Below are 21453 nucleotides of genomic sequence, written 5' to 3' on the forward strand. Positions count from 1 at the left end.
CCGGTCCGGGGACCTGCCCGCCCCGATACCGGGGCCGGCACCGCCCCGGACCGGACGGGCCCGTACGCGAAGAAGGAACCTCCACGATGAACCACCACGAGCCGCACACCCTGCGCACCGTCACCGGCGACGTTCCGGCCTCTTCGGTACGCGGCCCCGCCCTCGCCCACGAGCACCTCGTCCTCGACCTCGACCAACGGGGCGACGGCGCGGCCGTGCTCGACCCGCGACGCCACGCGGCGGCCGTGACCGCCGAGCTGAGCGCGCTGCGGGAGGAGTTCGGGCTCTCCCTCGTCGTCGAGCTGACCTGCCGGGGCATGGGACGCGACGTCCACGCCCTGGCGGCGATCGCCCGGGACGCACAGGTCGCGGTGGTCGCCGCGACCGGCTGGTACTACGAGCCCTTCCACACCCCGGAGATCGACGCCTCCGACGTGGAACAGCTCACCGCGGTCCTTCTCCGCGAGATCGAGGAGGGCATCGGCACGACCGGCATCCGGCCCGGCGTCCTCGGTGAGATCGGCAGCCACGGGGATGTCCCCACGGCTCCCGAGGCCAAGGTGCTGCGGGCCGGTGCGCGGGCCGCGCGGGCCACCGGCCTCTCCCTCGCCACCCACGCGCAACTGGGCCGGGGCGGGCTCGCCCAGCTGGACCTGCTCACCGGTGAGGGACTGCCCGCCCACCGCGTCAGCATCGGCCACCAGGATCTGCTGGACGACCCGGGCGTCCACCGGGAGCTCGCGGCACGCGGGGCCTACGTCGCCTTCGACACCGTGGGCAAGTCGTCCTACCAGAGCGACCGGACCCGGCTGCGGCTGCTGCTCGCCCTGGTGGAGGCCGGGCACGCCGACCGGGCCCTGCTCAGCTGCGACATCTCCCGCCACGGCTACCTGCTGGGCGAAGGCGGCCAGGGCTACGGACACCTGTTCCGGAGCTTCCTTCCCGAGCTCCGGGCGGCGGGCGCCGACGACGACCTGATCGACCTGCTGACCCGCCGCAATCCGCTGCGCTTCCTGACCGGCGCGAGCGTGGAGGAGAACTGACATGAGCCCCGTACTTCCCGCCACGTTCCCGCTGGCGACCGTCGGTCTGGACGAAGCGGTCGCCACGCAGTTCCGGCTGCTGGAGGCCACCGCGGCCCACTTCGAGGGACAACAGCTCTTCTCTTCCGACGCAGGAGTCGTTCCCGGTCTCGGCCGGCCCCGCACCACCGCCCGCGTCGAGGCCGTGCTCGCGGACTTCTTCGGTGCCCAGGACGCCGCCTTCGTCCAGGGCGCGGGCACCGGAGCGATCCGGGCCGCCCTCAACGCCGCTGTCCGGGCGGGCGATCCGCTGCTCATCCACCGGGCCCCGGTCTACCGCACCACGGAGGTCACGCTGCGCGGTATCGGCGTGGAGACGGCCGAGGTCGACTTCAACGACGCCCCGGCTCTCCGCGAGGCCCTGGCGTCCGGGCGGTTCCGGTGGGCCTACATCCAGCACACCCGCCAGCGCCTCGCGGACTCCTACGATCCGGCCGACGTCATCGCCGCCTGCCGGGCTGCCGGGGTCCGCACGATCGTCGACGACAACTACGCCGTGATGCGCACGCCCGCCGCCGGTGTGGAACTGGGGGCCGACGCCTCCTGCTTCTCCCTCTTCAAGCTCCACGGGCCGGAGGGCGTCGGTATCGTCGTCGGCGCCAGCGATCTGGTCGAGCACATCCGCCGCGACAACTACTCCGGCGGCGGTCAGGTCCAGGGCCACCAGGCCCTGGACGCCCTGCGCGCCCTCACCCACGTTCCCGTCATGTGGTCCGTGCAGTCCCGGGTGGGCGCGGAGGTCGCGGAACGGCTCACGGCCGGCGAGGTGGACGGGGTGGCGGAGGTCCGCATCGCCAACGCCCAGGACCGCTGTCTGCTCGTCCGGCTCGACCGGCCCGTCGCCGCGGCGCTGCCCGCCGTCGCCGCCCGCTTCGGAGCCGCCCCCTACCCCGTCGGCTCCAACTCCCGCTACGAGATCGCCCCGCTCTTCTACCGGATGTCCAGCTCCGCGCTGGACGACTCCCCCGAGCTGGCCGACTGGATCGTACGCATCAACCCGATGCGGGCGGGCGCGGATCTCGTCATCGACATCCTGCGCCGCTCGCTCGCCGCCCTGGACGACCCGAAGGACGACTGACCGTGTTTCTCGACACCGTGCTCACCCGCAACCCCGGGCTCGTCGACGCCGCGGCAGCACTGCACCGCAACGGCGAGATCCCGCCCGACACCTATGTCGTGGACCTGGACGCCGTCGAGGCCAATGCCAAGCTGCTGGCGGCCGAGGCCGAACGCCTCGGCCTCAGCCTCTGGTTCGTCGTCAAGCAGCTCGGCCGCAACCCCGAACTGATCAGGGCCATCGCCCGGCACATCCCCCGCTCCGCCGCCATCGACCCGGCGGAGGCCCGCACCCTGCACGCCGCCGGGGCACAGCCCGGAAACCTCGGGCACCTCGTCCAGATTCCCCGGCGCGCGCTGCCGGAGATGCTGGCCTGGCGGCCGGAGACCGTCACGGTCTTCGATCTGGCCAACGCCCGCGCCGTTTCCGACGCGGCGCGCGAACTGGGCTTCGTCCAGGACGTCCTGATCCGGCTCGAAGGCGCCGACGGCGCCGTCTACCCCGGCCAGGAGGGCGGCGTGCCGCTCGGCCGTCTGGACGCCTTCGCCAAGGAGGCCGAAGCGCTGGACGGCATCCGGATCGCGGGCGTCACCGCCTTCCCCTGCGTCCTGTGCGACCCCGGGACGGGCGTACCGGCCGCGACCCCCAACTTCGGCCTGGCGCTCAGGGCCCGCGAACTCCTGGCCGCACGCGGACACCACGACCTCAAGCTCAGTGCGCCGAGCGCCACCTCGATGGCCTCCCTCCCGCTGCTCGCCGAACTGGGAGCCACCCACGGCGAGCCGGGCCACGCCCTCACCGGCACCACCCCCCTGCACGCCCTCGATCCGGCCCAGCCGGAGATGCCCGCGTACGTGTACGTCAGCGAGGTCGCGCACACCCTCGACGACGGCCGCCCGGCGATATTCGGCGGCGGCTTCTACACCCGTTCGCACATCCGCAGCGCCCTCCTGCCGCGCACCGGCACCCGGCTGGGCGTCCAGAAGGCACCCGCCGAGAACATCGACTACTACCGGCTGCTCGACGCCCCCGCCCGCGCGGCGGACGCCCGCATCGGGGACACCGCCCTGCTGGCCTTCCGTACCCAGATCTTCGTCACCCGCTCGACCGTCGCCGTCGTGTCCGGGCTCGCCTCCGGCAACCCCCGGCTGAACGGCCTGTACGACGCCCATGGCCGAGCCCTGTAAGGAGCACCTCATGGCCAAGACCGTCATCGTCGTCATCGACGGATTCGGCGTCGGCGCCATGCCCGACGCGGGCACGCTGCGCCCCGGCGACCTCAGCGCCGACACCTGCGGACACGTACTCGACCACTGCCGCGCCGCGTTCGGCCGCCCGTTGCGCCTGCCGGTGCTGGGTGCGCTGGGGCTCGGGCTGGTCCACCCGCACCCTGACCTGGCGCGGCGCACCCATCTGCCCGTGGCCGCGGGCAGGGCCGCGCTCGGCTATCCGGGCGCGGACACCTTCGCGGGCCACCAGACCATGATGGGCGCCGACTTCAGCCGGGTGACGGTGGCCCGGCTCGCCGACCACCTCGACGAGGTGTCCGGCGCGCTCACGGCGGCCGGTCACCGGGTCGAGCGGCTGGACGGGCAGCCGCTGCTCGTCGTCGACGGAACGGTCCTGGTCCACGACAACCTGGAGGCCGATCCCGGGATCAACTGGAACGCCTCCGGCCGCCTCGACGACCTCCCGTTCGAGGGGCCCGGCGGAATCCTCGCCATCGCCCGTACCGTGCGGGCCGTCGCCCCGGTCGCACGGGTCATCGCGGTCGGCGGCCACGCGGACGGCCCGCTCGGCACCTTCGTCCGCCCCGGCGACGGGGGAACGGTGGGCCTGGACACCCCCGCCACCGGCTTCTACCGCAACGGCGGCCTCCAGGTGCAGCACCTGGGCGCCCCGCTCGACCACACCCGCCAGCTTCCCGAGCTGGCGGCACGGGCCGGGATCCCGGTGGCCCTGGTGGGCAAGGCCGCCGACATCCTGGTGTGCGAGGCGGCGGCACGTCATCCGGCCGTCGCCACCGCCGACGTCCTGTCGCACACGCTGGACGCGGTGCGCGCCGAGGGCGACGCCCTCGTGGTCGCGAACGTCCAGGAGACGGACCTGGCAGGGCACCAGCAGGACACGGAACGGTACGGGCACCTGCTGGAGCAGGTGGATGCCGGGCTTGCCGGACTCGTGGCGCTGCTCGCGGACCCCGGTGACCGGTTGATCGTCACCGGGGACCACGGCAACGACCCGACGATCGGCCACGCGCACCACACCCGCGAGTACGTCCCGGTGCTGATCCACCGGCCCGATGCGGACGGCGTGGAACTCCTCCCGGACGCGCACAGCCTGGCGGACGTCGGCGCGACCGCCGCCCTGTCGCTGGCGCTGGACCCGGAAGGCCTCGCGGGCGGCACCCCGCTCCACACGGGTCGCCGCGCGGCCTGAGCGCGACGCACAGGACAGACGACGTGACGCGGGCCGGAAGGCCCCTGACCGGGCGCGGCGCCGGCAACCGGGCCTCCGGCCTCGCCGCCGGCGCTGCGACAAGCCGGCGTCGCTCGTTCACCGGCTAAACGGCTGTCCACATGGTGACGGACTGCCGCCGGGGCGGCGGTCGCCGGTCAGGGCACCCGCCGCGCGACCGTCGGGCGAGCCCGTGGCCACCTCGATGCCCGCTAATTCCGTTGAGTCCGCACCTGTGATCGTGTTGGCTGGCGGCGCCGAACTGTCGATACCGCCGGTGTCCGCTCGGCTGTGGCAGGGAGTGAGACGTGCAGGACTTCGTCGTCGACCCCGGTGCCCGTAATCGGGCCGCCTGGGACAGGTTTGTCCAGGAGGGCAACGAGTGGACGAGGCCGGTGAGTGCCGAGGATGTCGAGCGCGCCCGCGCGGGCGACTGGTCGATCGTTCTCATCGGGCGTGAGCCGGTCGACCGCTCCTGGCTGCCGGCGGACCTGACCGGCAAGGACGTGTTGTGCCTGGCCTCCGGCGGTGGCCAGCAGGGTCCGATCCTCGCCGCCGCGGGGGCGAGGGTCACCGTGTTCGACAACTCGCCCCGCCAGCTCGGCCAGGACCGGATGGTGGCGGCACGCGACGGACTCGATCTGCGCACCGTCCTGGGCGACATGCGCGACCTCAGCGCCTTCGGCGACACGGCATTCGATGTGGTGTTCCACCCGGTCTCGAACCTGTTCGTACCCGACTTGGCACCGGTGTGGCGTGAGTGCTTCCGCGTCCTGCGACCGGGCGGAACCCTGCTCGCGGGCTGCCTCAACCCTGATGTGTACTTGTTCGACCACGAGGCCCTCGACGAGCGCGGCGAGCTGATCGTCGTGCACAAGCTGCCCTACAGCGATGTCACGCACTATTCCGCCGAGGAACGCGCCACGAAGTTCGGCGCGGATGCCGCTCTTGAATACAGTCACACCCTCACCGACCAGATCGGCGGGCAACTCGCCGCGGGGTTCGTCCTCACCGGCTTCGCGGAAGCACCGGACCGATCCAGCGCATCCGCCCCCTACATGTCGAACTACTTCGCGACGCTGGCGGTCAAGCCGGGCTGACCCCGCCGCGCCCCCGGCCGAGACGGCCGCGTCCCCGGATGACCAAGTGGAGCGCTGCGCCGGCCCGGCCCCACTCACTTCACTGAGCCCGGATCGTCTCGAACTCGTACTTACTACGGTGAATTAATCGGGCCGTACGGGTGACCTGGCCCTCCTGAGCCTTCTCCCGGGCTGAAGAACGGCTATGCCTGTTGCTCGTGATCAAGAACCTGCTGTGCGCCGGGGCGACGGTCGTTCTCGCCGCCCTGCCTCTCACCCCGACCGGCCCCGCCCACGCCCTGGAGGGCCCCGCGGGGCCGCGCCCGAACCCGTGCGCCACCGTCATCGCGCCCCTCGGCTACGCCTGTGTCCCGGCGCCCAAGCAGTGCTTCACGGTGCCGTGTTACCAGTACGACCTCGTGCCGCTCCTGCCCGGCCCCTGGCTCCCGGACCCGTCTGTCAGGCTTCTGCGACGGTGAGTTCGAGAAGCTGCTGTGCGGTGCCGACCGGGTCGACGATCTGGTGCAGGTGCGCTCCGGGCAGGTGCGCGGTCCGCCAGCCGCGTTCACGGGCGTCGGTGGCCACGTCTTCGTACGGGGGGCTGAACAGAAGGTACGCACAGGGGTGGTCGTCCCAGCCGTCGGGGACCGGGATGCGCTGCTCGTAGTAGGCGAGCGGAAGCCTGGGCTGCTCGGCGACGAACTTCCGGCGCATCGCAGGACCGGAGAACATGGGCGCGATGTCGGCCTCGTCCCACCAGTCGGTCCAGCGCGGCAGGGTGCCGTTCACCGCCATCGGGCGGAGGAACTCCAGCAGTTCGGGCGGAGCGACGGGAGTCGGTCCGGTGCGGGCCGGCAGCGCGGCGTCGACGAAGACCGAGCCGGTCACCGGATGGCCGAGCCCGGAGCGGATGGCCGGGAGCAGCAGACCCGCGTTGCTGTGCGCCGCCAGGACGAGGGGGTGGCCCGTCGGGATGTCCCGGAGTTCGGCCCGGACGGCTTCGGCGGCCCGTGGCCAGAACGGTGCTTCACCGGCGCCCACGTGCAGCAGGGACGGTACGCGTACCTGGTACCCCCTGGCGGTCAGGTGTTCGGCGACCGGGTTCCAGGTGGAGGGGCCCACGGACGGACTGTGCACGAGTACGAGGATCGGCTGCATGTGAGCATCCTGGCGCCGCCCCGCCGTCGGCCGCGACCGGCTCGGCCGACGGCGGACAACGGGCGGACCGACTCCGCGCGTACGTACGGGAGTCCCTCAGGCCGCGAGCGGCATCGCGACCGTCACCATGGCGAGCAGCCCGATGTACGCCCAGGCATGGGCACGGTCGGGGATCCGCGGCGGGCGCCTGCGCAGCACCGCGATCACCGGCAGTGCCCCGATCAGCAGGGCCGAGGCGGCGCGGAGGTCGACGAGGCCGACCAGGCGCATGTGCGCGTCCGCGGCGGCGGGGACCGCGGCACCGCACAGGGACACCGCGGTCGCCGGGAGCGCGATGGCGAGGGTGAGGGGGTTGGCCAGGGCGGTCGCCACCCGCATCGGGTGCCCCGCCCGCCGCATCGCGGGGACGGTCATGACGCTGCCTCCGACGCCGAGGAAGGCCGCGACCGCGCCGACCGGCGCGCCGAGGGCGGCGGGCAGCGGACGTGGAGCGTCGGGGGCCGCCTCGTCACGCGGCCCCGGGCGCAGGAATCCGGGGCGCAGGAGCAGGTCGGCGATGGTGAGAGCGACGTACGCGACGAAGGCCCACCGGGCCGGACCGGCCGGGACGAGCCGGGTGGCGGCCGCTCCGGCCGCGGCGCCGGCCGCCAGCAGGAGGAGCAGCGGGCCGCTGCCGCGGAGCGCGAGGAGCACCCGCCGCGGGGTGACGGCTGTCGCGAACCCCGCGTTCACCACCATCACCAGGGCCGAGGTGGCGGTCGCCACCCGCATCGCGTCCGCGCCGAGTGCGGCGTCCGCCCACACCACGACCGGCACGGCGACGAACCCGCCACCGAAGCCGAACAACACCGTCGTCATGCCGGTGAGGATCCCGATCCCTGTCAGTGCCACAACGTCCATGGGTCCCACTCCATCAGCGCGGACGGGGTTCTCGCATGCGATGGTCGGCACCGTTCCTTCGCGTTCCGGCCAGTAGGGTGGGCGGGTGAAGAACGTCCCCCTCGCCGACGTCGACCACGTCGGACGGGCCGTCCTGCCGATCGGCACCGACTACCCGCCCGGCCACGTGCTGGACTGGCACGAACACCGGCGCGCGCAGTTCCTCTACGGCGCCACCGGAGTCATGGTCGTCGACACCGCCGAGGGCACCTGGACCGTCCCGCCCGAACGCGCCGTGCTGATCCCGGCCGCCACCCGGCACCGCGTCCACATGCCGGGAGTGAGCACCGCGAGTCTGTACATCGAGCCGGACGCCGTCCCTTGGTGGCCCGTGACCTGCATGGTCGTGGATGTTTCGCCGTTGCTGCGCGAGCTGCTCCTGGTCGCTGTCGGGTTCGAGGCCGACTACGGCCTGTCCGGGCGGGAGGGGGCCGTCGCCGCGCTCCTCCTGTACGAGATCGCCGAGCGCGCCCCGCTCCCGTTCCACGTCGGGCTTCCCGCCTCCGCCGACCTCGCGAGGCTCTGCCGTGAGTACCTGGCCGCGCCGGACGCCGGTGTCACCAATGCCGCGTGGGCCGCGCGGACGGCCATGAGCGAACGGGCCTTCACCCGTCGCTTCCGCTCCGAGACCGGTGACAGCCCCGCCGTCTGGCGGGCCCGTGCCCGTCTGCTCGCGGCCGTTCCGCTGTTGCGGAACGCATCGGTGAGCGAGGTCGGCGGACGTCTCGGCTACGCCTCCCCCGCCGCGTTCACCGCGGCCTTCACCCGGACCTTCGGCCTGCCCCCGTCCCGTTTCACGGCGGGCCGTCAGGGCGTCGGCCGCAGTCGTGACTCCTGAGCGGTCCGGGGTACTTCAGCGCCCGCGCGCTCCGTCCGCTCGCCACGACGTGTCGGCGCGGTGGGTTCGGGCAGTGTCCGGAACAGCAGCCAGCTCAGAGCGGGCATCAGGATCAGCGGGGTCAGGGCGGTGCGCAGGGACGTCGCGTCGGCGACGCTGCCGATGAGAGGGCCGGCCAGGCCGCCGATGCTGACGGTCAGCCCGAGGGTGATCCCGCTGGCTGTGCCGACGCGGGAGGGCAGGTAGTCCTGGCCCAGTGTGACCTGGAGCGAGAAGGGGACGTACAGGCCGGCGGAGGTCAGCACCACGAACACGTAGACCGCCGGGCCGGGCACGAACACGACCCCCGCCACGGCGGCGACCGAGACGAGGTACGCCCAGCGGGCGACGGCGACCCGGTCCCAGCGGCCGGCCAGGCTGCCGCCCAGTACGGAGCCCACCGCACCGCCGAGATAGAGCACGAACAGCGCCGCGGTGCCGGCCGCCGTACTGCCGCCGAGACGCTGCTTGACGTACAGCGAGATGAACGTGCTCAGACCGATGAACGCGATGGACCGGCAGACCACGGCCAGCGACAGCTTCACGAACGAGAACCTGTCGTCGGCGCCCGCCACGCACGCGCTGCCGGAACCGCCGCGTACCGTCTTCTCCAGTGCACGCAGGACGGGCAGGCACAGCACACTGCCGACGAGGGCCGGCACCACGAACAGCGGCGCCAGCCGCAGACCGCCGGCGGCGACGACCGCGGTGACCATGAGTGGCGCGGCGGCGAATCCGAGGTTTCCGCCGAGGGAGAACCAGCCCATCGCGGTATGGCTGCCCTCGCTGACGAGCCGCGCCACCCGGGCGGACTCGGGGTGGTAGGCGGCGACGCCGACACCGGACACCGCCACGAACGTCAGCGTCAAGGCGTAGGAACCGCTCACGCAGCTCAGGGCGATACCCAGTCCGCCGAGGACCGTGCTCACCGGCAGGAGCCAGGGCATCGCCCAGCGGTCGGTGAGCACGCCGAACACCGGTTGGGCCACCGAGGAGAGCAAGGACGCGGCGAGCACGACACCCGAGACCGCGGCATAGCTGTAGGCGCGCTCGGCGACGAAGAACGGGACGAGCGACGCGACGGCACCTTGGTAGATGTCCACGCAGGCGTGGCCGACCGACAGCATGAGGATGGTCTTGTTCCTTGGCACATCGCCATGTTCATCGCCGAACGGCTTGACGCGCTTCCGATATGCTGCCAATCAATGACGGAAATCCGCCACGAGCCCGTGGCGCCGACCCGCACCCAGTGGCTGGCGCCCGGAGCCGCCATAGACGCCCACCGCCATGACGACCACCAGATCGTCTACGCGGGCCGCGGAGTGCTGGCGGTGACGACCGGCTCGGGCACATGGATCGCTCCGGGCACACGCGCCATCTGGGTACCGGCCGGCACCGTGCACGCCCACCAGGCCCATGGGGAACTCGAACTGCATCTGGTCGGGCTGCCCGCGCGTGACAATCCGCTCGGTCTGGACCAGCCGACCGTGCTGACGGTCGGCCCCCTCCTGCGTGAACTGATCCTCGCCCACACCCGCACCCCGTACGACGACAGCCCCGAACGCGGCAGGCTGCGGGCCGTGCTGCTCGACCAGTTGCGGGCCTCACCGCAGGCGCCGCTGTACCTGCCCACCCCGGCCAACCCCCGGCTGAGGGCGGTGTGCGACATCCTGCGCACGAACCCGGCCGACAACCGCACCCTCGCTGCACTGGGCAGGGAGGTCGGCGCCGGCGACCGCACCCTCTCCCGCCTCTTCAGGGCCGATCTCGGCATGACGTTCCCGCAGTGGCGCACCCAACTGCGCCTGTACCACGCCCTGGTCCTGCTCGCCGAGAACGTCCAGGTGACCGCGGTGGCCCATCAGTGCGGCTGGTCGTCCGCCAGCGCGTTCATCGATGTCTTCCGCCGCTCCTTCGGGCACACTCCGGGAACGCATCAGCCCCGCTGACCGCCGCACCGGTGGATGCGAGTCCGTGCCCGGGGCGCACCGGCGATCGAGGCGTATCCCCTCGACAACGGCGACACCAGGGTCGACCTGACGCCTGGATCCGGAGGAACTTCGAGCGCGCCGGGTTCGCCCACGCCGCCGACACCACCTCGGTGCTCGCCGGCCATCCCCGGATCGTGATGCGGCTCGACCTGCGCTGACACATCAGGGCCGGGCACGGCGCTCCGGCGCCCGACGCGGTCGCCCGCGCCCGGCGGTCCTGGCTCCGCACGGTTCACGGCCGGCCCAGGAAGGGGTAGTCGGTGTATCCCTGCGCCCCGTGCACGTGCATCAGGAACTCCGGGCGGACTTCGTTGAGCGGCGCGCCCGTGCGCAGTCTCTCGACGAGATCGGGGTTGGCGAGGAATCCCCGGCCCAGCGCGATCAGGTCGGCGCCCTCGGCGAGCAGGCGCTCGCCGCGCCGCTTGCCGCCGTCGGCCGCGACCTCCTCGCGGGAGAGCACCGGGTTGGCCACCAGCGTGCCGGGCCAGGCCTTGCGGATCTCCGCGAAGAGCGTGCTGTCCGGGTCGGCGTAGATCAGGTGCAGATAGACCGGGCCGATGCGCGTGAGCGCGGGCAGGAGCGCCCGGTAGATGTCCTCGGTGTCGCCCTCCTCGACGCTGTTGACGCCCAGTCCGGGCGAGATCCGTACGCCGACGCGGTCCGGGCCGATGGCTTCGGCGACGGCCCGGACCACCTCGGTGGTTAACCGGATCCGCCCCTCCACCGGTCCGCCCCACCCGTCGGTCCGGCGGTTGGTGTTCTTCGCCAGGAACTGGTGGAGGAGATGCCCATTGGCGGAATGCACCTCCACACCGGCGAAGCCGGCCCGGACGGCGTTACGGGCGGCGGTGGCGAAGTCGGCGATGGTGGACCTGATGTCCCGGACGGTCATCTCACGGGGCACGACGGCGTTCTGCAGTCCGCTGGGGGTGTGCAGCGCCTCGGGGAACCGTACGGCGGACGGGGCGAGCGGGATATGGCCGCTGGTCTCGGGATGGCCGACCCGGCCGCCGTGCTGCAGCTGGAGGAACATCCGGCCGCCGGAAGCCGAGTGCACCGCCTCGGTGACCCGACGCCAGCCGGAGACCTGCGCGGGGGTGTGGATGCCGGGGATGTGGGGGTAGGTCCGGCCGACGGCGTTGGGCGTCGTGGCCTCGGCGATGATCAGACCGGCCCCGGCGCGCTGCGCGTAGTGGGTTGCCATCAGCTCGCCCGGGACTCCGTCGGCCCCTGCGCGGTTACGGGTGAGCGGCGCCATCACCAGTCGGCTGGACAACTCGAGGGTGCCGAGGCGGGTGGGTTCGAAGAGCCGGGAATCAGCGGGTGCCTGCTGTGTGTTCGTCATGCCGGTAACGTAAAACCTGACATTGATGTGAAGTTCAAGTCGTGGGGTGGGACATGCGCATCGGGGAGCTGGCGTCGCGTACGGGTGTCAGCGAGCGTTCGCTGCGGTACTACGAGGAACAGGGCCTGCTGGCGGCGGATCGGACGCCCGGCGGCCACCGGGATTTTCCCGGCACCGCAGTCGATCGCGTGATCCGCATCCAGGAGCTCTACGCGGCCGGGCTGCACAGCTCGGGCATCGCGCGGATCCTGCCCTGTATGCGGGACGAGGACGGCGGGCCTTCAGCGCGCGCCACCCCGGAGCTGGTCGCCGAACTCACCGCCGAGCGGGACCGGATCGACCGGACCGTCGATGACCTGCTCCGCTCCCGTGAGGTTCTGGAGCAGGTCATCGACACAGCGGCGGGCGGGACCACTCCCGGCCCTCCGGACTGAAGCCGGCCCGGCCCGGCCCACGGCATGTTCGCGCTTCCTCCGCCTGCGCCTTCTCCCTGGACCGCCGTCAGGACGGGCGTTTCGCGGTCCCTGCCGAGCGCGCGCCGGGGGCGGCGCGTCAGACCACGGCGAGCCGGTCCACCAGCATCTCCACTCTCGACTCGGTGTCCTCCGGCGGCAGCCGTCCCGCCCGGGTGAGGGTCGCCAGGCCGTGCAGGGACGCCCAGAACACCTCGGTGAACAGCCCCGGGTGGACACCGTCCCCGGCCACCTCGCCCAGGCTCTCCAGCAGCGCGGCGAAGGCGTCCTTGAGAGGCTCCGGGGTGTCCTCGTCCGCGAACGCCAGGCCGCCGTCCAGCTGGAACATGGCGTCGTAGACCGCCGGGTGGCGTGCGGCGAAGTCGAGGTAGGCGCGGGCGAGGGTGGCGACCCGGGCGCGAGGTCCGTCCGCGACGGAGGTCGCGGCCCGCAGCCCGGCGGCCATCTCGGCAGCGCCTTCGAGGGCGACGGCACCGATGATCTCGCGCTTGCCGCGGAAGTGGCTGTAGAGGACGGGCTGGCTGTATTCGATGCGCTCGGCGAGCCGACGGGTCGTGACCGCGTCCCAGCCCTGCTGCTCGGCGAGTTCGCGGGCTGTCGCCACGATGAGGCGCTCACGCTCCGCCCGTTCGCGCTCCTTGCGTTCCTGTACCGACATGATTCGATCCTAGCACCGCTAGACAATCAAGCGGCAGTAGCGCTAGCGTTGCATCGTCAGCTAGCAACACTAGATATCGAGAGGGTCACCGTGTTCAACGCACTTGAGGTGTTCACCACCGTGGTCGTCGGCGTGATGGTGGGGGTGGAGTTCTCCGTCGCCTTCGTCCTCAACCCGATCTTCAACGCACTCCCCGACGACAGTGACCAACTCGCCCGCGCCCACGGGGGCCGGATGCTCGGCGCCGTGATGCCGGTCTGGTACATCACCTCGCTCGTCCTCGTCGCGGTCTGGGCCGTCGCCGGATGGCACCACCACGGCACCGGCCTCGTCGTCACCGCAGGCGCGCTGCTGCTCCTCAGCGTGATCATGTCGGTCCTGCTGCTCGTCCCGATCAACAACCGGAGCAAGACGTGGACCCCTGACAACCGGCCCGCCGACTGGAAGCAGCAGACGAACCGCTGGGACCGCTTCCACTACGTCCGCGTCGCCGTCATCATCGCCGCCTTCGCCCTGCTGGTCGCCGCCCTCGCCTGAGCCCGCGGGCCCAACGCCCTTACGTCGACGGCGTCTTGTCGAGGCCTACCGGGTGGCGGACCGCAGGAGGCGTCGCCCCCGGGCGTTCGGCAGCCCGGCCAACGGCCGGCACGTGCGGTGGGGCCGGCCATGGGGGGATCAGTTGTCCCTGGATGAGTTGTGCCTTCATCCCCGAGGCCGGCGGACCGATCGTGGGTGGAGGCGGGCTTCCCGTTCGTGTGCACCGCACGACGGCCCTCCGCGCAGCAAGGAGTCCAGGATGAGCCTGAACACGATCGCACTGATCACCGGCGGGAACCGGGGACTGGGCCGGGCCGCCGCAATCGCGCTCGCCGAGGCGGGTACCGATGTCATCGTGACCTACCGGTCGAACAAGGACGAGGCCGCCGCGGTGGTGGACGCGGTCACCGCTCTGGGGCGCAAGGCGGTCGCGCTGGAACTGGACACCACCGCGTTCGACACGTTCCCCGCCTTCGCGGCCGAGGTCCGGGACGCGCTGGGCACCACGTGGGGGCGCGACAACTTCGACTTCCTCGTGAACAACGCCGGCGTGGCCGCGTTCACCCCGCCCGGCCGGACCACCGTCGAGGCATTCGACCTGCTGGTGAACGTGCACTTCAAGGGCGTGCTCTTCCTTACCCAGACGCTGCTGCCGCTGCTGGCCGACGGTGGCCGCATCGTGAACCTGTCCACCGGTCTGACGCGCTTCGCCGGGGAGGGCTGGTCGGTGTACGCGTCGGTCAAGAGCGCGATCGAGACTTGGAGCAAGTACCTGGCCAAGGAACTGGGAGGGCGCGGCATCAGTGTGAACGCCGTGGCCCCCGGTCCGATCGCCACCGACTTCGGCGGTGGCGCGATCCGCGACGACGAGCAGATCCGCGAGCACTTCGCCGGCCAGGCCGCCCTGGGCCGGGTCGGCAATCCCGAGGACATCGGCGCCGTGATCGCCGCGCTCCTGGCCCCGGGCACGGGCTGGATCACCGGCCAGCGCATCGAGGCGTCCGGCGGCCTCCTGCTCTGACGAGGTCCACGAGAACAGAGGTCCACGAGAACACCGGCGGGGAGCGAGGCCGACGCGAAGGGGATCCGGACCCGCCGGAGGGGCTCACCCGGTGTCCGTTTCCCGACCGTCCGGCCCTCACGCGGCGGGAGCGCGGCCTCCCCCACCGGCTCGCCCGGCTCCCGCCACCGCCGTGCCGAGGAGAGAATCAGCATCATGGACCGAACACAGCTGGCCGATTTCCTGCGCACCCGCCGCGAGGCCCTGCAACCCGAGGACGTCGGTCTGCCTCGCGGTCCCCGCCGCCGCACCCGGGGCCTGCGCCGCGAGGAGGTCGCCGCCCTGTGCGGCATGTCCACCGACTACTACGCCCGCGTCGAGCAGCAGCGCGGCCCGATTCCCTCGGAGCCGATGCTCGCCGCCCTCGCACGGGGCCTGCACCTGTCCCTGGACGAACGCGACCACCTGTTCCGCATGGCCGGCCACAACACCCCCGGCCGCCGCCCCGGTACCGACCACGTCTCCCCCGGCATGATGCGCATTCTGGACCGGCTGGCCGACACTCCCGCGCAGGTCATCAGCACCATCGCCGAGACCTTGGTGCAGACCCGCCTCGCCGTGGCCCTTCTCGGGGACGAGACCGTCTACACCGGTCTTGACCGCAGTCTCGTCTACCGCTGGTTCACCCACCCCCATGCCCGCCGGATCTACCCCGAGGCCGACCACCCGGCCCACAGCCGGATCTTCACCTCCGAACTGCGCACCGCCTACTCACGCCACGGCGCCGACTCCCGAGTCGCCGAGGTAGTGGACGCGCTGCGCGAGGAGAGCGAGGAGTTCACCGCCCTGTGGAGCGCCCACGAGATCGGCGTGCGCCGCGAGGGGGACCGCAAACGCATCCAGCACCCCGACCTCGGTGTCCTGGAACTCCAGTGCCAGATCCTCTACGACGCCGACCAGGCACAGGCCCTCCTCGTCTACACCGCCACCCCCGGCAGCGAGAGCCACGACAAGCTCCAGCTCCTCTCCGTCGTCGGAGAGCGGTCGTCCCAGCGGTGACCGGGCAGGGCGGCCGGACGGGAGACGCCGCCCGGCCGGACCGGTGACCGGGCAGAAGAAAGCAGGGCCCGGAACCATATGGTTCCGGGCCCTGCTTCGAAAGTAGCGGGGACAGGATTTGAACCTGCGACCTCTGGGTTATGAGCCCAGCGAGCTACCGAGCTGCTCCACCCCGCGTCGTTGTGATCCCCACGGTACGCCATTTCGGCGGGCTCCCCGACCACCTCCCGCCCGCGCACGCCTCCCTCAGCCCGGGGCCGTCCTGGACACCCGCGATACCGGGCCGGCGGATTTCTCCCTGGCTGCGTACTCGCGCTCCGGGTACTCGTAGCAGTCGGTCACCGTTCGAGATGCAGGTGCGCGGGAGCGCTGATTCGCTGGTGGCGTCGGCTCCCCCCGAGATCCAGGAGTGATCATGAGCGTTGCGGATGAATCCGGAGGCCGCGCCGAGCGTATTCGCGCCAAGGCGCAGGAGATGCAGGAGGCCGCCGAGCGGGCCTCCGATCCACAGGAGCGGGAGCGCCTCAAGGACAAGGCGCGCCGCCTCCAGGAGCGGAGTGATCAGGTGAGCACCAAGGGTGACCGGGGCGTGAACCCCCTCTGAGCGCCCTCGTGAGACCCGGCCGGCGGCCGTGCGAGGAGTGCGGTTGACACGGAGGAGGCAGCCGGCCGGGTCGGCGGCCCGGCCGCCGTGCGACGGCCGGGCCCGAATGCCGCGGGAACCCGGGCCGCGCCGCTACTGCGTGAACCTCGGGAGCCACTTCACCTGGTAGTCGGGGTGCCCCGCGTGCTCCGCGGCCATCTGCCGGACCACGAAGCCCAGCCCGAAGGCACGCCCCGAGGCGAAGTCCCGGTCGGGTCGGTCGGTGTCCAGCTCGGCCACCTCGGCGTACTCGTCCAGGAGGACGCGGCTCGTCTCGATGCGCTGGAGGGTCCGCGCGGGATCCTGCCGGGCGATGTGGTGGTTGTAGCCGTGCGTCCTCAGACTGAACGCGATCGCGCCGGTCCGGTCGTGGATTTCGCCCGGCGCCTCGGCCGGACACCGCCACCCCTCGCCGCCGGCCGCTCGTGCGAGCTCCTCTTCCTCGTCGAGACGCGCCCGGACGAACGCGACCAGGTAGGAATTGTCTGCCATCAGGTTCTGAATCCTTCCCACTCGGCCCCGCACCTCAAGGGGCCGTGGTGGAGAATATCCCGCCGCGCCGTCCACTCCGCAGCAGTTCACCGCCCGCCCGTGTGTCCGCCGTTGCGTGCGGGGCCGCTGGGCCGGTTTTCCCGGCCCTCCCGAGGAAGAGCGCCGGGACGACAGCCGGAGGCCCCACCGGTTTTCGAGGGAACCGGTGGGGCCTCCGGGGCGCGCTCAGCGGTACGCGACGCCCCGGCGCCCGTACCGAGCGGTGCGCTGCCGTTCCGTGCTGATCAGTGGTCGGTCTCCGCCGGTTCCAGGACGAGGACCGGGATCTGCCGGTCGGTCTTCTTCTGGTAGTCGGCGTAGTCGGGAAACGCCTCGACGGCACGCTCCCACCAGAGCGCCTTCTCGTCCCCGGTCACCTCCCGGACCTTCATGTCCTGGCGCACCGGCCCGTCCTGCAGTTCGGCCCGGGGATCGGCCTTCAGGTTGTGGTACCAGACCGGGTGCTTCGGGGCGCCGCCCTGTGAGGCGACCACCGCGTACGCACCGTTGTGCTCGACGCGCATGAGCGGTGTCTTGCGGATCTTTCCGCTCTTGGCTCCACGGGTGGTCAGAATGATGACGGGCATGTCCCGCATCGTCGTCCCTTCCGTACCGCCTGAACTCTCGTACTGCTCGACCTGGTCCCGGACCCACTGGGCGGGGCTCGGCTCGTACTCACCCTGGAGAGGCATGACTTCTGTCCCATCGTCGACGTTCCGGCCGTGACACTTCATCGGCCGCGGTTCCTCATCATGGCTTCAACAACATCGGCCGCCCAGAAATCCCGCAACGGCCGACGTGTCGTGCCGGGCCGGCCGGGGGTCAGCGTCCGAAGCCGTTGCGGCCGCGGGCGGCCGCCGCCAGACCGCCGCCCACGAACACCGCCAGCCCGGCGGCGCTTCCGATCACCGCGAGCACCAGTGTCCTGGTTCGCGTCGGAGCGAGCGCCCTGTGCGAGGAGTTCGCCTCCATGGTCTGCGCATGGGCACGCCCGGCCTCAAAGCCATCCGGAGCGGGGAGTCGGGAGGCTGCGACGACTGCGGCCGAGGCCGTGGGCCGGTCGGAGGAGGCGGCGGCGGCGGCGATGGGGGACGTGCCCTCGGCCGCGGCCGGCACCACTCCCCCGCACACCGCTGCGGTGAGTACGGCCGCGAGGACGTATCCGCGACGCCGACGGCTCGGCGAGCCGTCTCCGACGCCGAGGAGGTTCGATATGAGCATGCTGATCCCGATTCTGCAGACACACTGACGGACTCAGCGTTGCCGTGCCCGGCCGAATCGGCGCGGCCCGGACAGCAGGCGGGTGACGGAGCCGACCATCCGGGTGTCGCTGGGCCGGTGCACCGTATCGGCGCCGCCCGCCCCGCCGCGTCACGCACCAGGGTCCGGCGGGGCCGGATCGCGGTGCCACGGCAGGGACCCCCGCCCGGTGCAGGGCAGGGGTCCCACTCCTACGGGGAAGCGCGTGCGAGGTCAGCTGACGTTGACGTCGATGCACGCGTAGAAGGCGTTGGACGTGTCGGCGATGTTCCAGACCGCGAGGACCTTCTGCTGGCCCTTGAGGTTGCCGAAGTTCACCTGGTGGGTGACGGTCGCACCGGGCTGGGCGCCGTTGTCGTTGAACTCGGCGATCTTCTGACCGCTCGCGAAGTACTGCCAGGTACTGGTGGCGTGACGTGCCGTCAGCACCCACTGGAACGAGGTGCTGGCGCTCACCGGAGTGACCTTCCAGCCCTTGGAGTCGTCGTCGAGCTCGGCGAACCCGCTGTTGCCGCCACTGCAGCTGGTCAGCCCCTTGGGGCCTTCCACGCTCTGGGGCTCGTACGTGATGGAACCGCAGCTGACCGTCCCGGCGGCACACTGCGCCTGCCTGCTCGGGGGTGACGAGATGTAGCCGTGGGCGCTGGCCGAACCTGCCGGAAGGGTCAGAGCGAGTACCGGGGCGAGCACGGCACCGAGGGCCAGGGCGGTCTTCCTTTTCGTGTGCATGCTTCTCCTTCACATGAGGCATCGCTGCACGCGGGCGGACTGTGGGGAGCCCGGTAGCGGCAGTCCAGCCTCTCGAGTGTGGGGCCAAGAGGCGCGAAGGGAACGGCAGGATCCATGACCGGATCCACCCCGGGAATATGGGTGTCCGGCGCCGTCCCTGCACTTGGACTAGACCATACCTACCGAGGCGGAGCCGTCAAGGGTGGCGCGCTGAAAGGAAGTTGGGTAGAGAAGCCGAGGGATGCGAGGAGAGGAGCCCGGGGAAGCGTTGAGCAGGCTCGGCGCCCTTGCCTACCGGCCGGCGTCACCGTAGTGGACCGTGACCTCCTTGAAGCCGAGCGAGCCGAGCAGCCCCTGGAGCATGGCGGTGGTGTTCTTCTCGGCGCGCTGTGTCAGGCCGCTCTCCTTGGCCGCCTCGCCGATGTGCTGTGCCGCGAGCTTGTTCACCGCCTGCTCGCTGCCGGGGTTGTCGGAGAAGAAGTCCCCGATCCGGTCGAGGAGGCCGCGCTGCTTGGACACCGCGTAGGAGCGGTCGGGGTCGAGCGCCGGTTTCCCGAGTACGGCGTGCGGCAGCCGGAGCTCCGCCGTCGTCCGGTCCTCGTTGACCACGACTCCGCTGTCCCCGACCCCGCCCAGGTCGACGGAGGCGCCGACCGTGCCCGCGCCGACGTACAGGGTGCGGGAGCCGCGGATGGCGTCCGGGAGGAATTTCGTGTCCTTCTCCAGATCGACGACGACCTGGAAATTACCCGCCGCCGCCTCGTACCTGCTCATGTCACGGATCGACTTGAGCACGGCGGGACCCGAGCGGTCGTGGGTCTTCTCGCCGAAGAGGTCGCCCAGCCCCGGCAGCAGGCTGAGCCGCGTACCGAGGAGCAGCAGGACGACGGCGGCCGCGCAGATCGCGGCCGCCCTCCCCCAGCGTCGGGTGCGGCGGGGGCGGTTGGGGTGGCCACCGCCCGCCGGTTCGTCGGGCTTGCCCGATGCGTCTGTGGTTAAGTCGGTGGAGGTCATGCTCCCCGTGTGACCCGACCGACCGGATTCACGCCGCCGTCCACCGCGGTTCCGCCCGATTCCGTACGTTGATACAGACGGCCCGACCGCGCCGGGCGGGTTCCGGACCGGCGCTCACGCCCCGGTGACGCCGTCGAGCCGCTCGCGCACCAGATCGGCGTGGCCGATGTGGCGGGCGTATTCGCTGATCATGTGGATGTGCACCATCCGCAGGGAGTAGACCTCGCCGTCATGGGTGAAGGTCTCGTCGAACGAGACACCGGCGACGGTCTCGTCCGCCAGTCGGCACTCCTCCACCAGCCGGGCGTAGTCCTCGGCTGCGCGGGCCGGGTCCAGCACCTCGAAGTCCGCGTCCTTGCCGTTCTTCAGGTCGTACATCGGCTCCATCGTCTGCCCGGCGAAGCGCTGCCTGAACCAGGTGCGTTCGACCTTGGCCATGTGGCGTACGAGTCCCAGGAGCGACAGGTTCGACGGCTCCACGGTCCGCTCGGCGAGCTGCTCGCCGGTCAGACCGGCGCACTTCTGCAGGAGGGTGCCGCGGAACCATGCGAGATATCCGGTGAGCATCTCGCGCTCACCCGCGACGTACGATCCGCCGGTGCGTGTTGCCTCAGGTGCTGTCCATGTCATCGCGCGATCATGCCGGTTGACGGGTGCACCACGCGACCCGTTTGTTGCCGCATCCACATGTCCGAGTCGTCGGACGACGACCTGGTGACGGATGCCGTGAGGGCATTGACGAGCCCGAGGACCAGGAAGAGCACCAGCAGCGCCTTGCCCCCGCTGGTCATGACCAGGGGCCGGGTGGCGGAGCGCCCTTGCCGCTCCGGCACGGAGAGCGCGTCCTCACCGAAGAAACCCTTGGGGTAGGCGGGGCTGAGCATCGATACGTAGGCGGACACCCGCATCTCGTAGCGCAGCGTGGCGGCCGTGGCGTCGAAGAGGGGGCGGGGCATCCGGCCGAGGATCAGCGTGATCAGCCACCACAGGACCGCCAGGACGCACCAGCCGGATACGGCGAGACTCTGCACGACGGCGGCGGGAATCACCAGGACGAGCCGGAAGAACACAGCCAGCCGGTTCAGCCTGGACGGGCGGACGTCGATCTGGAGCGGGTAGTCGGGTGGCGGGTTGAGCGCGAAGGGCGGATAGCGGTCGATGAGCAGCATGCCGCTCGCCGCGACCCTCGTGCGGTAGCCGAGCACTCCGGCGAGGAACCGGAAGACGGGCTCGGGCAGCCGGCCCAGGACGAGGGCGGCGAACCAGCCGAACACGACGGTGAAGAAGGACGCGATCTCCAGGAAGAACAGCACGACGAAATGCGGAATCAGCAGGAGCAGCCGGAAGAAGACGGTGAGCCGGCGCTGCCGTACGGGCTCGACGAGGTCCAGCACGGGCAGGAATTCCTCCGCGTCCCCCGCCCTTCGCCCCGGGCTCCACTGGGCGTCGGCCATGGTGCTCCCCTTCGGCAGGTGAGTCGGTACGCCCTCTGCGCACGAGGCGTCCTCTCACGCTCGGGCCGGGGGAGGCGGCCCGCAAACGGCCGCGGGCCGATCGGGTGCCC

At 71.6% G+C, this 21453-nt stretch carries 25 protein-coding genes, 1 tRNA gene and 1 pseudogene; 14 read left to right on the forward strand and 13 right to left on the reverse strand.

Translation table 11 applies throughout. The features are described 5' to 3' along the window. Positions 1 to 86 precede the first annotated feature (86 nt). The 6 genes from ACIO3R_RS20155 to ACIO3R_RS20180 all read left to right on the forward strand — a co-directional run bounded on the left by ACIO3R_RS20155 (position 87) and on the right by ACIO3R_RS20180 (position 6154). Complete coding sequence (locus tag ACIO3R_RS20155) at positions 87 to 1043, forward strand: phosphotriesterase (RefSeq protein WP_385037008.1); 957 nt, start codon at positions 87 to 89, stop codon at positions 1041 to 1043. Position 1044: 1 nt separating this feature from the next. Next, positions 1045 to 2160, forward strand: coding sequence for an aminotransferase class V-fold PLP-dependent enzyme (locus ACIO3R_RS20160; RefSeq protein WP_385037011.1), 1116 nt, complete (start codon positions 1045 to 1047; stop codon positions 2158 to 2160). Between the two features lie 2 nt (positions 2161 to 2162). Then, positions 2163 to 3326, forward strand: a complete 1164-nt coding sequence (locus tag ACIO3R_RS20165) for a YhfX family PLP-dependent enzyme (protein WP_402107340.1) — start codon at positions 2163 to 2165, stop codon at positions 3324 to 3326. Positions 3327 to 3336: 10 nt separating this feature from the next. Continuing rightward, the gene (locus tag ACIO3R_RS20170) at positions 3337 to 4578 is read left to right on the forward strand and encodes a phosphopentomutase (protein WP_402107342.1); all 1242 of its coding nucleotides are present in this window, start codon (positions 3337 to 3339) and stop codon (positions 4576 to 4578) included. 326 nt (positions 4579 to 4904) lie between these two features. Continuing rightward, positions 4905 to 5696 (forward strand): class I SAM-dependent methyltransferase, encoded by a 792-nt coding sequence (locus tag ACIO3R_RS20175; protein WP_402107345.1) that lies wholly within the window; start codon positions 4905 to 4907, stop codon positions 5694 to 5696. 197 nt (positions 5697 to 5893) lie between these two features. After that, on the forward strand, positions 5894 to 6154 hold the full coding sequence (locus ACIO3R_RS20180) for a hypothetical protein (protein WP_385037023.1): 261 nt from the start codon (positions 5894 to 5896) through the stop codon (positions 6152 to 6154). On the opposite strand, the gene ACIO3R_RS20185 is transcribed toward ACIO3R_RS20180, so the two are convergent. Together ACIO3R_RS20185 and ACIO3R_RS20190 are read right to left on the reverse strand one after the other, a co-directional pair. Continuing rightward, positions 6135 to 6833 (reverse strand): alpha/beta hydrolase, encoded by a 699-nt coding sequence (locus ACIO3R_RS20185; protein WP_385037026.1) that lies wholly within the window; start codon positions 6831 to 6833, stop codon positions 6135 to 6137. The two genes, ACIO3R_RS20180 and ACIO3R_RS20185, sit on opposite strands and share 20 nt — an antisense overlap. A 96-nt stretch (positions 6834 to 6929) precedes the next feature. Continuing rightward, entirely contained in the window at positions 6930 to 7733 is an 804-nt protein-coding gene (locus ACIO3R_RS20190; protein WP_402107349.1) for a sulfite exporter TauE/SafE family protein, read from the reverse strand. A gap of 85 nt (positions 7734 to 7818) precedes the next feature. On the opposite strand from ACIO3R_RS20190, the gene ACIO3R_RS20195 reads away from it, so the two are divergent. Continuing rightward, a complete protein-coding gene (locus ACIO3R_RS20195; RefSeq protein ID WP_385345948.1) occupies positions 7819 to 8610 on the forward strand; it encodes an AraC family transcriptional regulator in 792 nt (263 codons plus the stop codon). Here ACIO3R_RS20195 and ACIO3R_RS20200 read toward each other — a convergent pair. After that, the gene (locus ACIO3R_RS20200) at positions 8580 to 9800 is read right to left on the reverse strand and encodes an MFS transporter (RefSeq protein WP_385037035.1); all 1221 of its coding nucleotides are present in this window, start codon (positions 9798 to 9800) and stop codon (positions 8580 to 8582) included. The genes ACIO3R_RS20195 and ACIO3R_RS20200 overlap by 31 nt on opposite strands. Before the next feature lie 54 nt (positions 9801 to 9854). Here ACIO3R_RS20200 and ACIO3R_RS20205 point away from each other — a divergent pair, with 54 nt between their 5' ends. Further along, positions 9855 to 10598, forward strand: a complete 744-nt coding sequence (locus tag ACIO3R_RS20205) for an AraC family transcriptional regulator (protein ID WP_402107353.1) — start codon at positions 9855 to 9857, stop codon at positions 10596 to 10598. A gap of 24 nt (positions 10599 to 10622) precedes the next feature. Next, a pseudogene (locus ACIO3R_RS20210) lies at positions 10623 to 10798 on the forward strand (GNAT family N-acetyltransferase); the annotation flags it as partial. A 74-nt stretch (positions 10799 to 10872) separates the two neighbouring features. Here the strand turns inward: ACIO3R_RS20210 and ACIO3R_RS20215 are convergent. Then, positions 10873 to 11985: an alkene reductase gene (locus tag ACIO3R_RS20215; protein WP_402107355.1), complete on the reverse strand. Its 1113-nt coding sequence runs from the start codon at positions 11983 to 11985 to the stop codon at positions 10873 to 10875. A gap of 53 nt (positions 11986 to 12038) precedes the next feature. On the opposite strand from ACIO3R_RS20215, the gene ACIO3R_RS20220 reads away from it, so the two are divergent. Then, positions 12039 to 12419, forward strand: coding sequence for a MerR family transcriptional regulator (locus ACIO3R_RS20220; protein ID WP_385037044.1), 381 nt, complete (start codon positions 12039 to 12041; stop codon positions 12417 to 12419). A gap of 118 nt (positions 12420 to 12537) precedes the next feature. On the opposite strand, the gene ACIO3R_RS20225 is transcribed toward ACIO3R_RS20220, so the two are convergent. After that, positions 12538 to 13116 carry a TetR/AcrR family transcriptional regulator gene (locus ACIO3R_RS20225; protein ID WP_402107358.1) on the reverse strand — a complete coding sequence of 193 codons (579 nt, stop codon included), beginning with the start codon at positions 13114 to 13116 and terminating at the stop codon, positions 12538 to 12540. A gap of 90 nt (positions 13117 to 13206) precedes the next feature. Between ACIO3R_RS20225 and ACIO3R_RS20230 the strand changes: the two genes are divergently transcribed. From ACIO3R_RS20230 to ACIO3R_RS20240, 3 genes are all read left to right on the forward strand, one after another. Then, positions 13207 to 13653 (forward strand): anthrone oxygenase family protein, encoded by a 447-nt coding sequence (locus tag ACIO3R_RS20230; protein WP_385037050.1) that lies wholly within the window; start codon positions 13207 to 13209, stop codon positions 13651 to 13653. Positions 13654 to 13912: 259 nt separating this feature from the next. Further along, positions 13913 to 14674, forward strand: coding sequence for an SDR family NAD(P)-dependent oxidoreductase (locus ACIO3R_RS20235; RefSeq protein WP_385037053.1), 762 nt, complete (start codon positions 13913 to 13915; stop codon positions 14672 to 14674). Between the two features lie 195 nt (positions 14675 to 14869). Beyond that, positions 14870 to 15712, forward strand: coding sequence for a helix-turn-helix transcriptional regulator (locus ACIO3R_RS20240; RefSeq protein WP_402107362.1), 843 nt, complete (start codon positions 14870 to 14872; stop codon positions 15710 to 15712). Positions 15713 to 15815: 103 nt separating this feature from the next. On the opposite strand, the gene ACIO3R_RS20245 is transcribed toward ACIO3R_RS20240, so the two are convergent. After that, a tRNA-Met gene (locus tag ACIO3R_RS20245) sits at positions 15816 to 15889 on the reverse strand. 238 nt (positions 15890 to 16127) lie between these two features. On the opposite strand from ACIO3R_RS20245, the gene ACIO3R_RS20250 reads away from it, so the two are divergent. After that, complete coding sequence (locus ACIO3R_RS20250) at positions 16128 to 16316, forward strand: DUF6381 family protein (protein WP_385038336.1); 189 nt, start codon at positions 16128 to 16130, stop codon at positions 16314 to 16316. 132 nt (positions 16317 to 16448) lie between these two features. On the opposite strand, the gene ACIO3R_RS20255 is transcribed toward ACIO3R_RS20250, so the two are convergent. From ACIO3R_RS20255 to ACIO3R_RS20285, 7 genes are all read right to left on the reverse strand, one after another. After that, the gene (locus ACIO3R_RS20255; RefSeq protein ID WP_385038333.1) at positions 16449 to 16847 is read right to left on the reverse strand and encodes a DUF6221 family protein; all 399 of its coding nucleotides are present in this window, start codon (positions 16845 to 16847) and stop codon (positions 16449 to 16451) included. A gap of 284 nt (positions 16848 to 17131) precedes the next feature. Next, on the reverse strand, positions 17132 to 17578 hold the full coding sequence (locus ACIO3R_RS20260; RefSeq protein WP_363021956.1) for a nitroreductase family deazaflavin-dependent oxidoreductase: 447 nt from the start codon (positions 17576 to 17578) through the stop codon (positions 17132 to 17134). 130 nt (positions 17579 to 17708) lie between these two features. Continuing rightward, on the reverse strand, positions 17709 to 18107 hold the full coding sequence (locus tag ACIO3R_RS20265; RefSeq protein WP_402107366.1) for a hypothetical protein: 399 nt from the start codon (positions 18105 to 18107) through the stop codon (positions 17709 to 17711). A gap of 252 nt (positions 18108 to 18359) precedes the next feature. Continuing rightward, a complete protein-coding gene (locus ACIO3R_RS20270; protein WP_363021953.1) occupies positions 18360 to 18875 on the reverse strand; it encodes a lytic polysaccharide monooxygenase auxiliary activity family 9 protein in 516 nt (171 codons plus the stop codon). A gap of 291 nt (positions 18876 to 19166) precedes the next feature. Next, a complete protein-coding gene (locus ACIO3R_RS20275) occupies positions 19167 to 19889 on the reverse strand; it encodes a DUF4230 domain-containing protein (protein WP_402107371.1) in 723 nt (240 codons plus the stop codon). Positions 19890 to 20003: 114 nt separating this feature from the next. Further along, entirely contained in the window at positions 20004 to 20519 is a 516-nt protein-coding gene (locus ACIO3R_RS20280; RefSeq protein WP_385038325.1) for a DinB family protein, read from the reverse strand. Continuing rightward, positions 20516 to 21343: a DUF4389 domain-containing protein gene (locus tag ACIO3R_RS20285; RefSeq protein ID WP_402107374.1), complete on the reverse strand. Its 828-nt coding sequence runs from the start codon at positions 21341 to 21343 to the stop codon at positions 20516 to 20518. Before ACIO3R_RS20285 ends, ACIO3R_RS20280 begins: the two co-directional genes overlap by 4 nt. Positions 21344 to 21453: the final 110 nt, after the last annotated feature.

Source organism: Streptomyces sp. NPDC087428 (genome assembly GCF_044744085.1).
GTDB lineage: Bacteria > Actinomycetota > Actinomycetes > Streptomycetales > Streptomycetaceae > Streptomyces.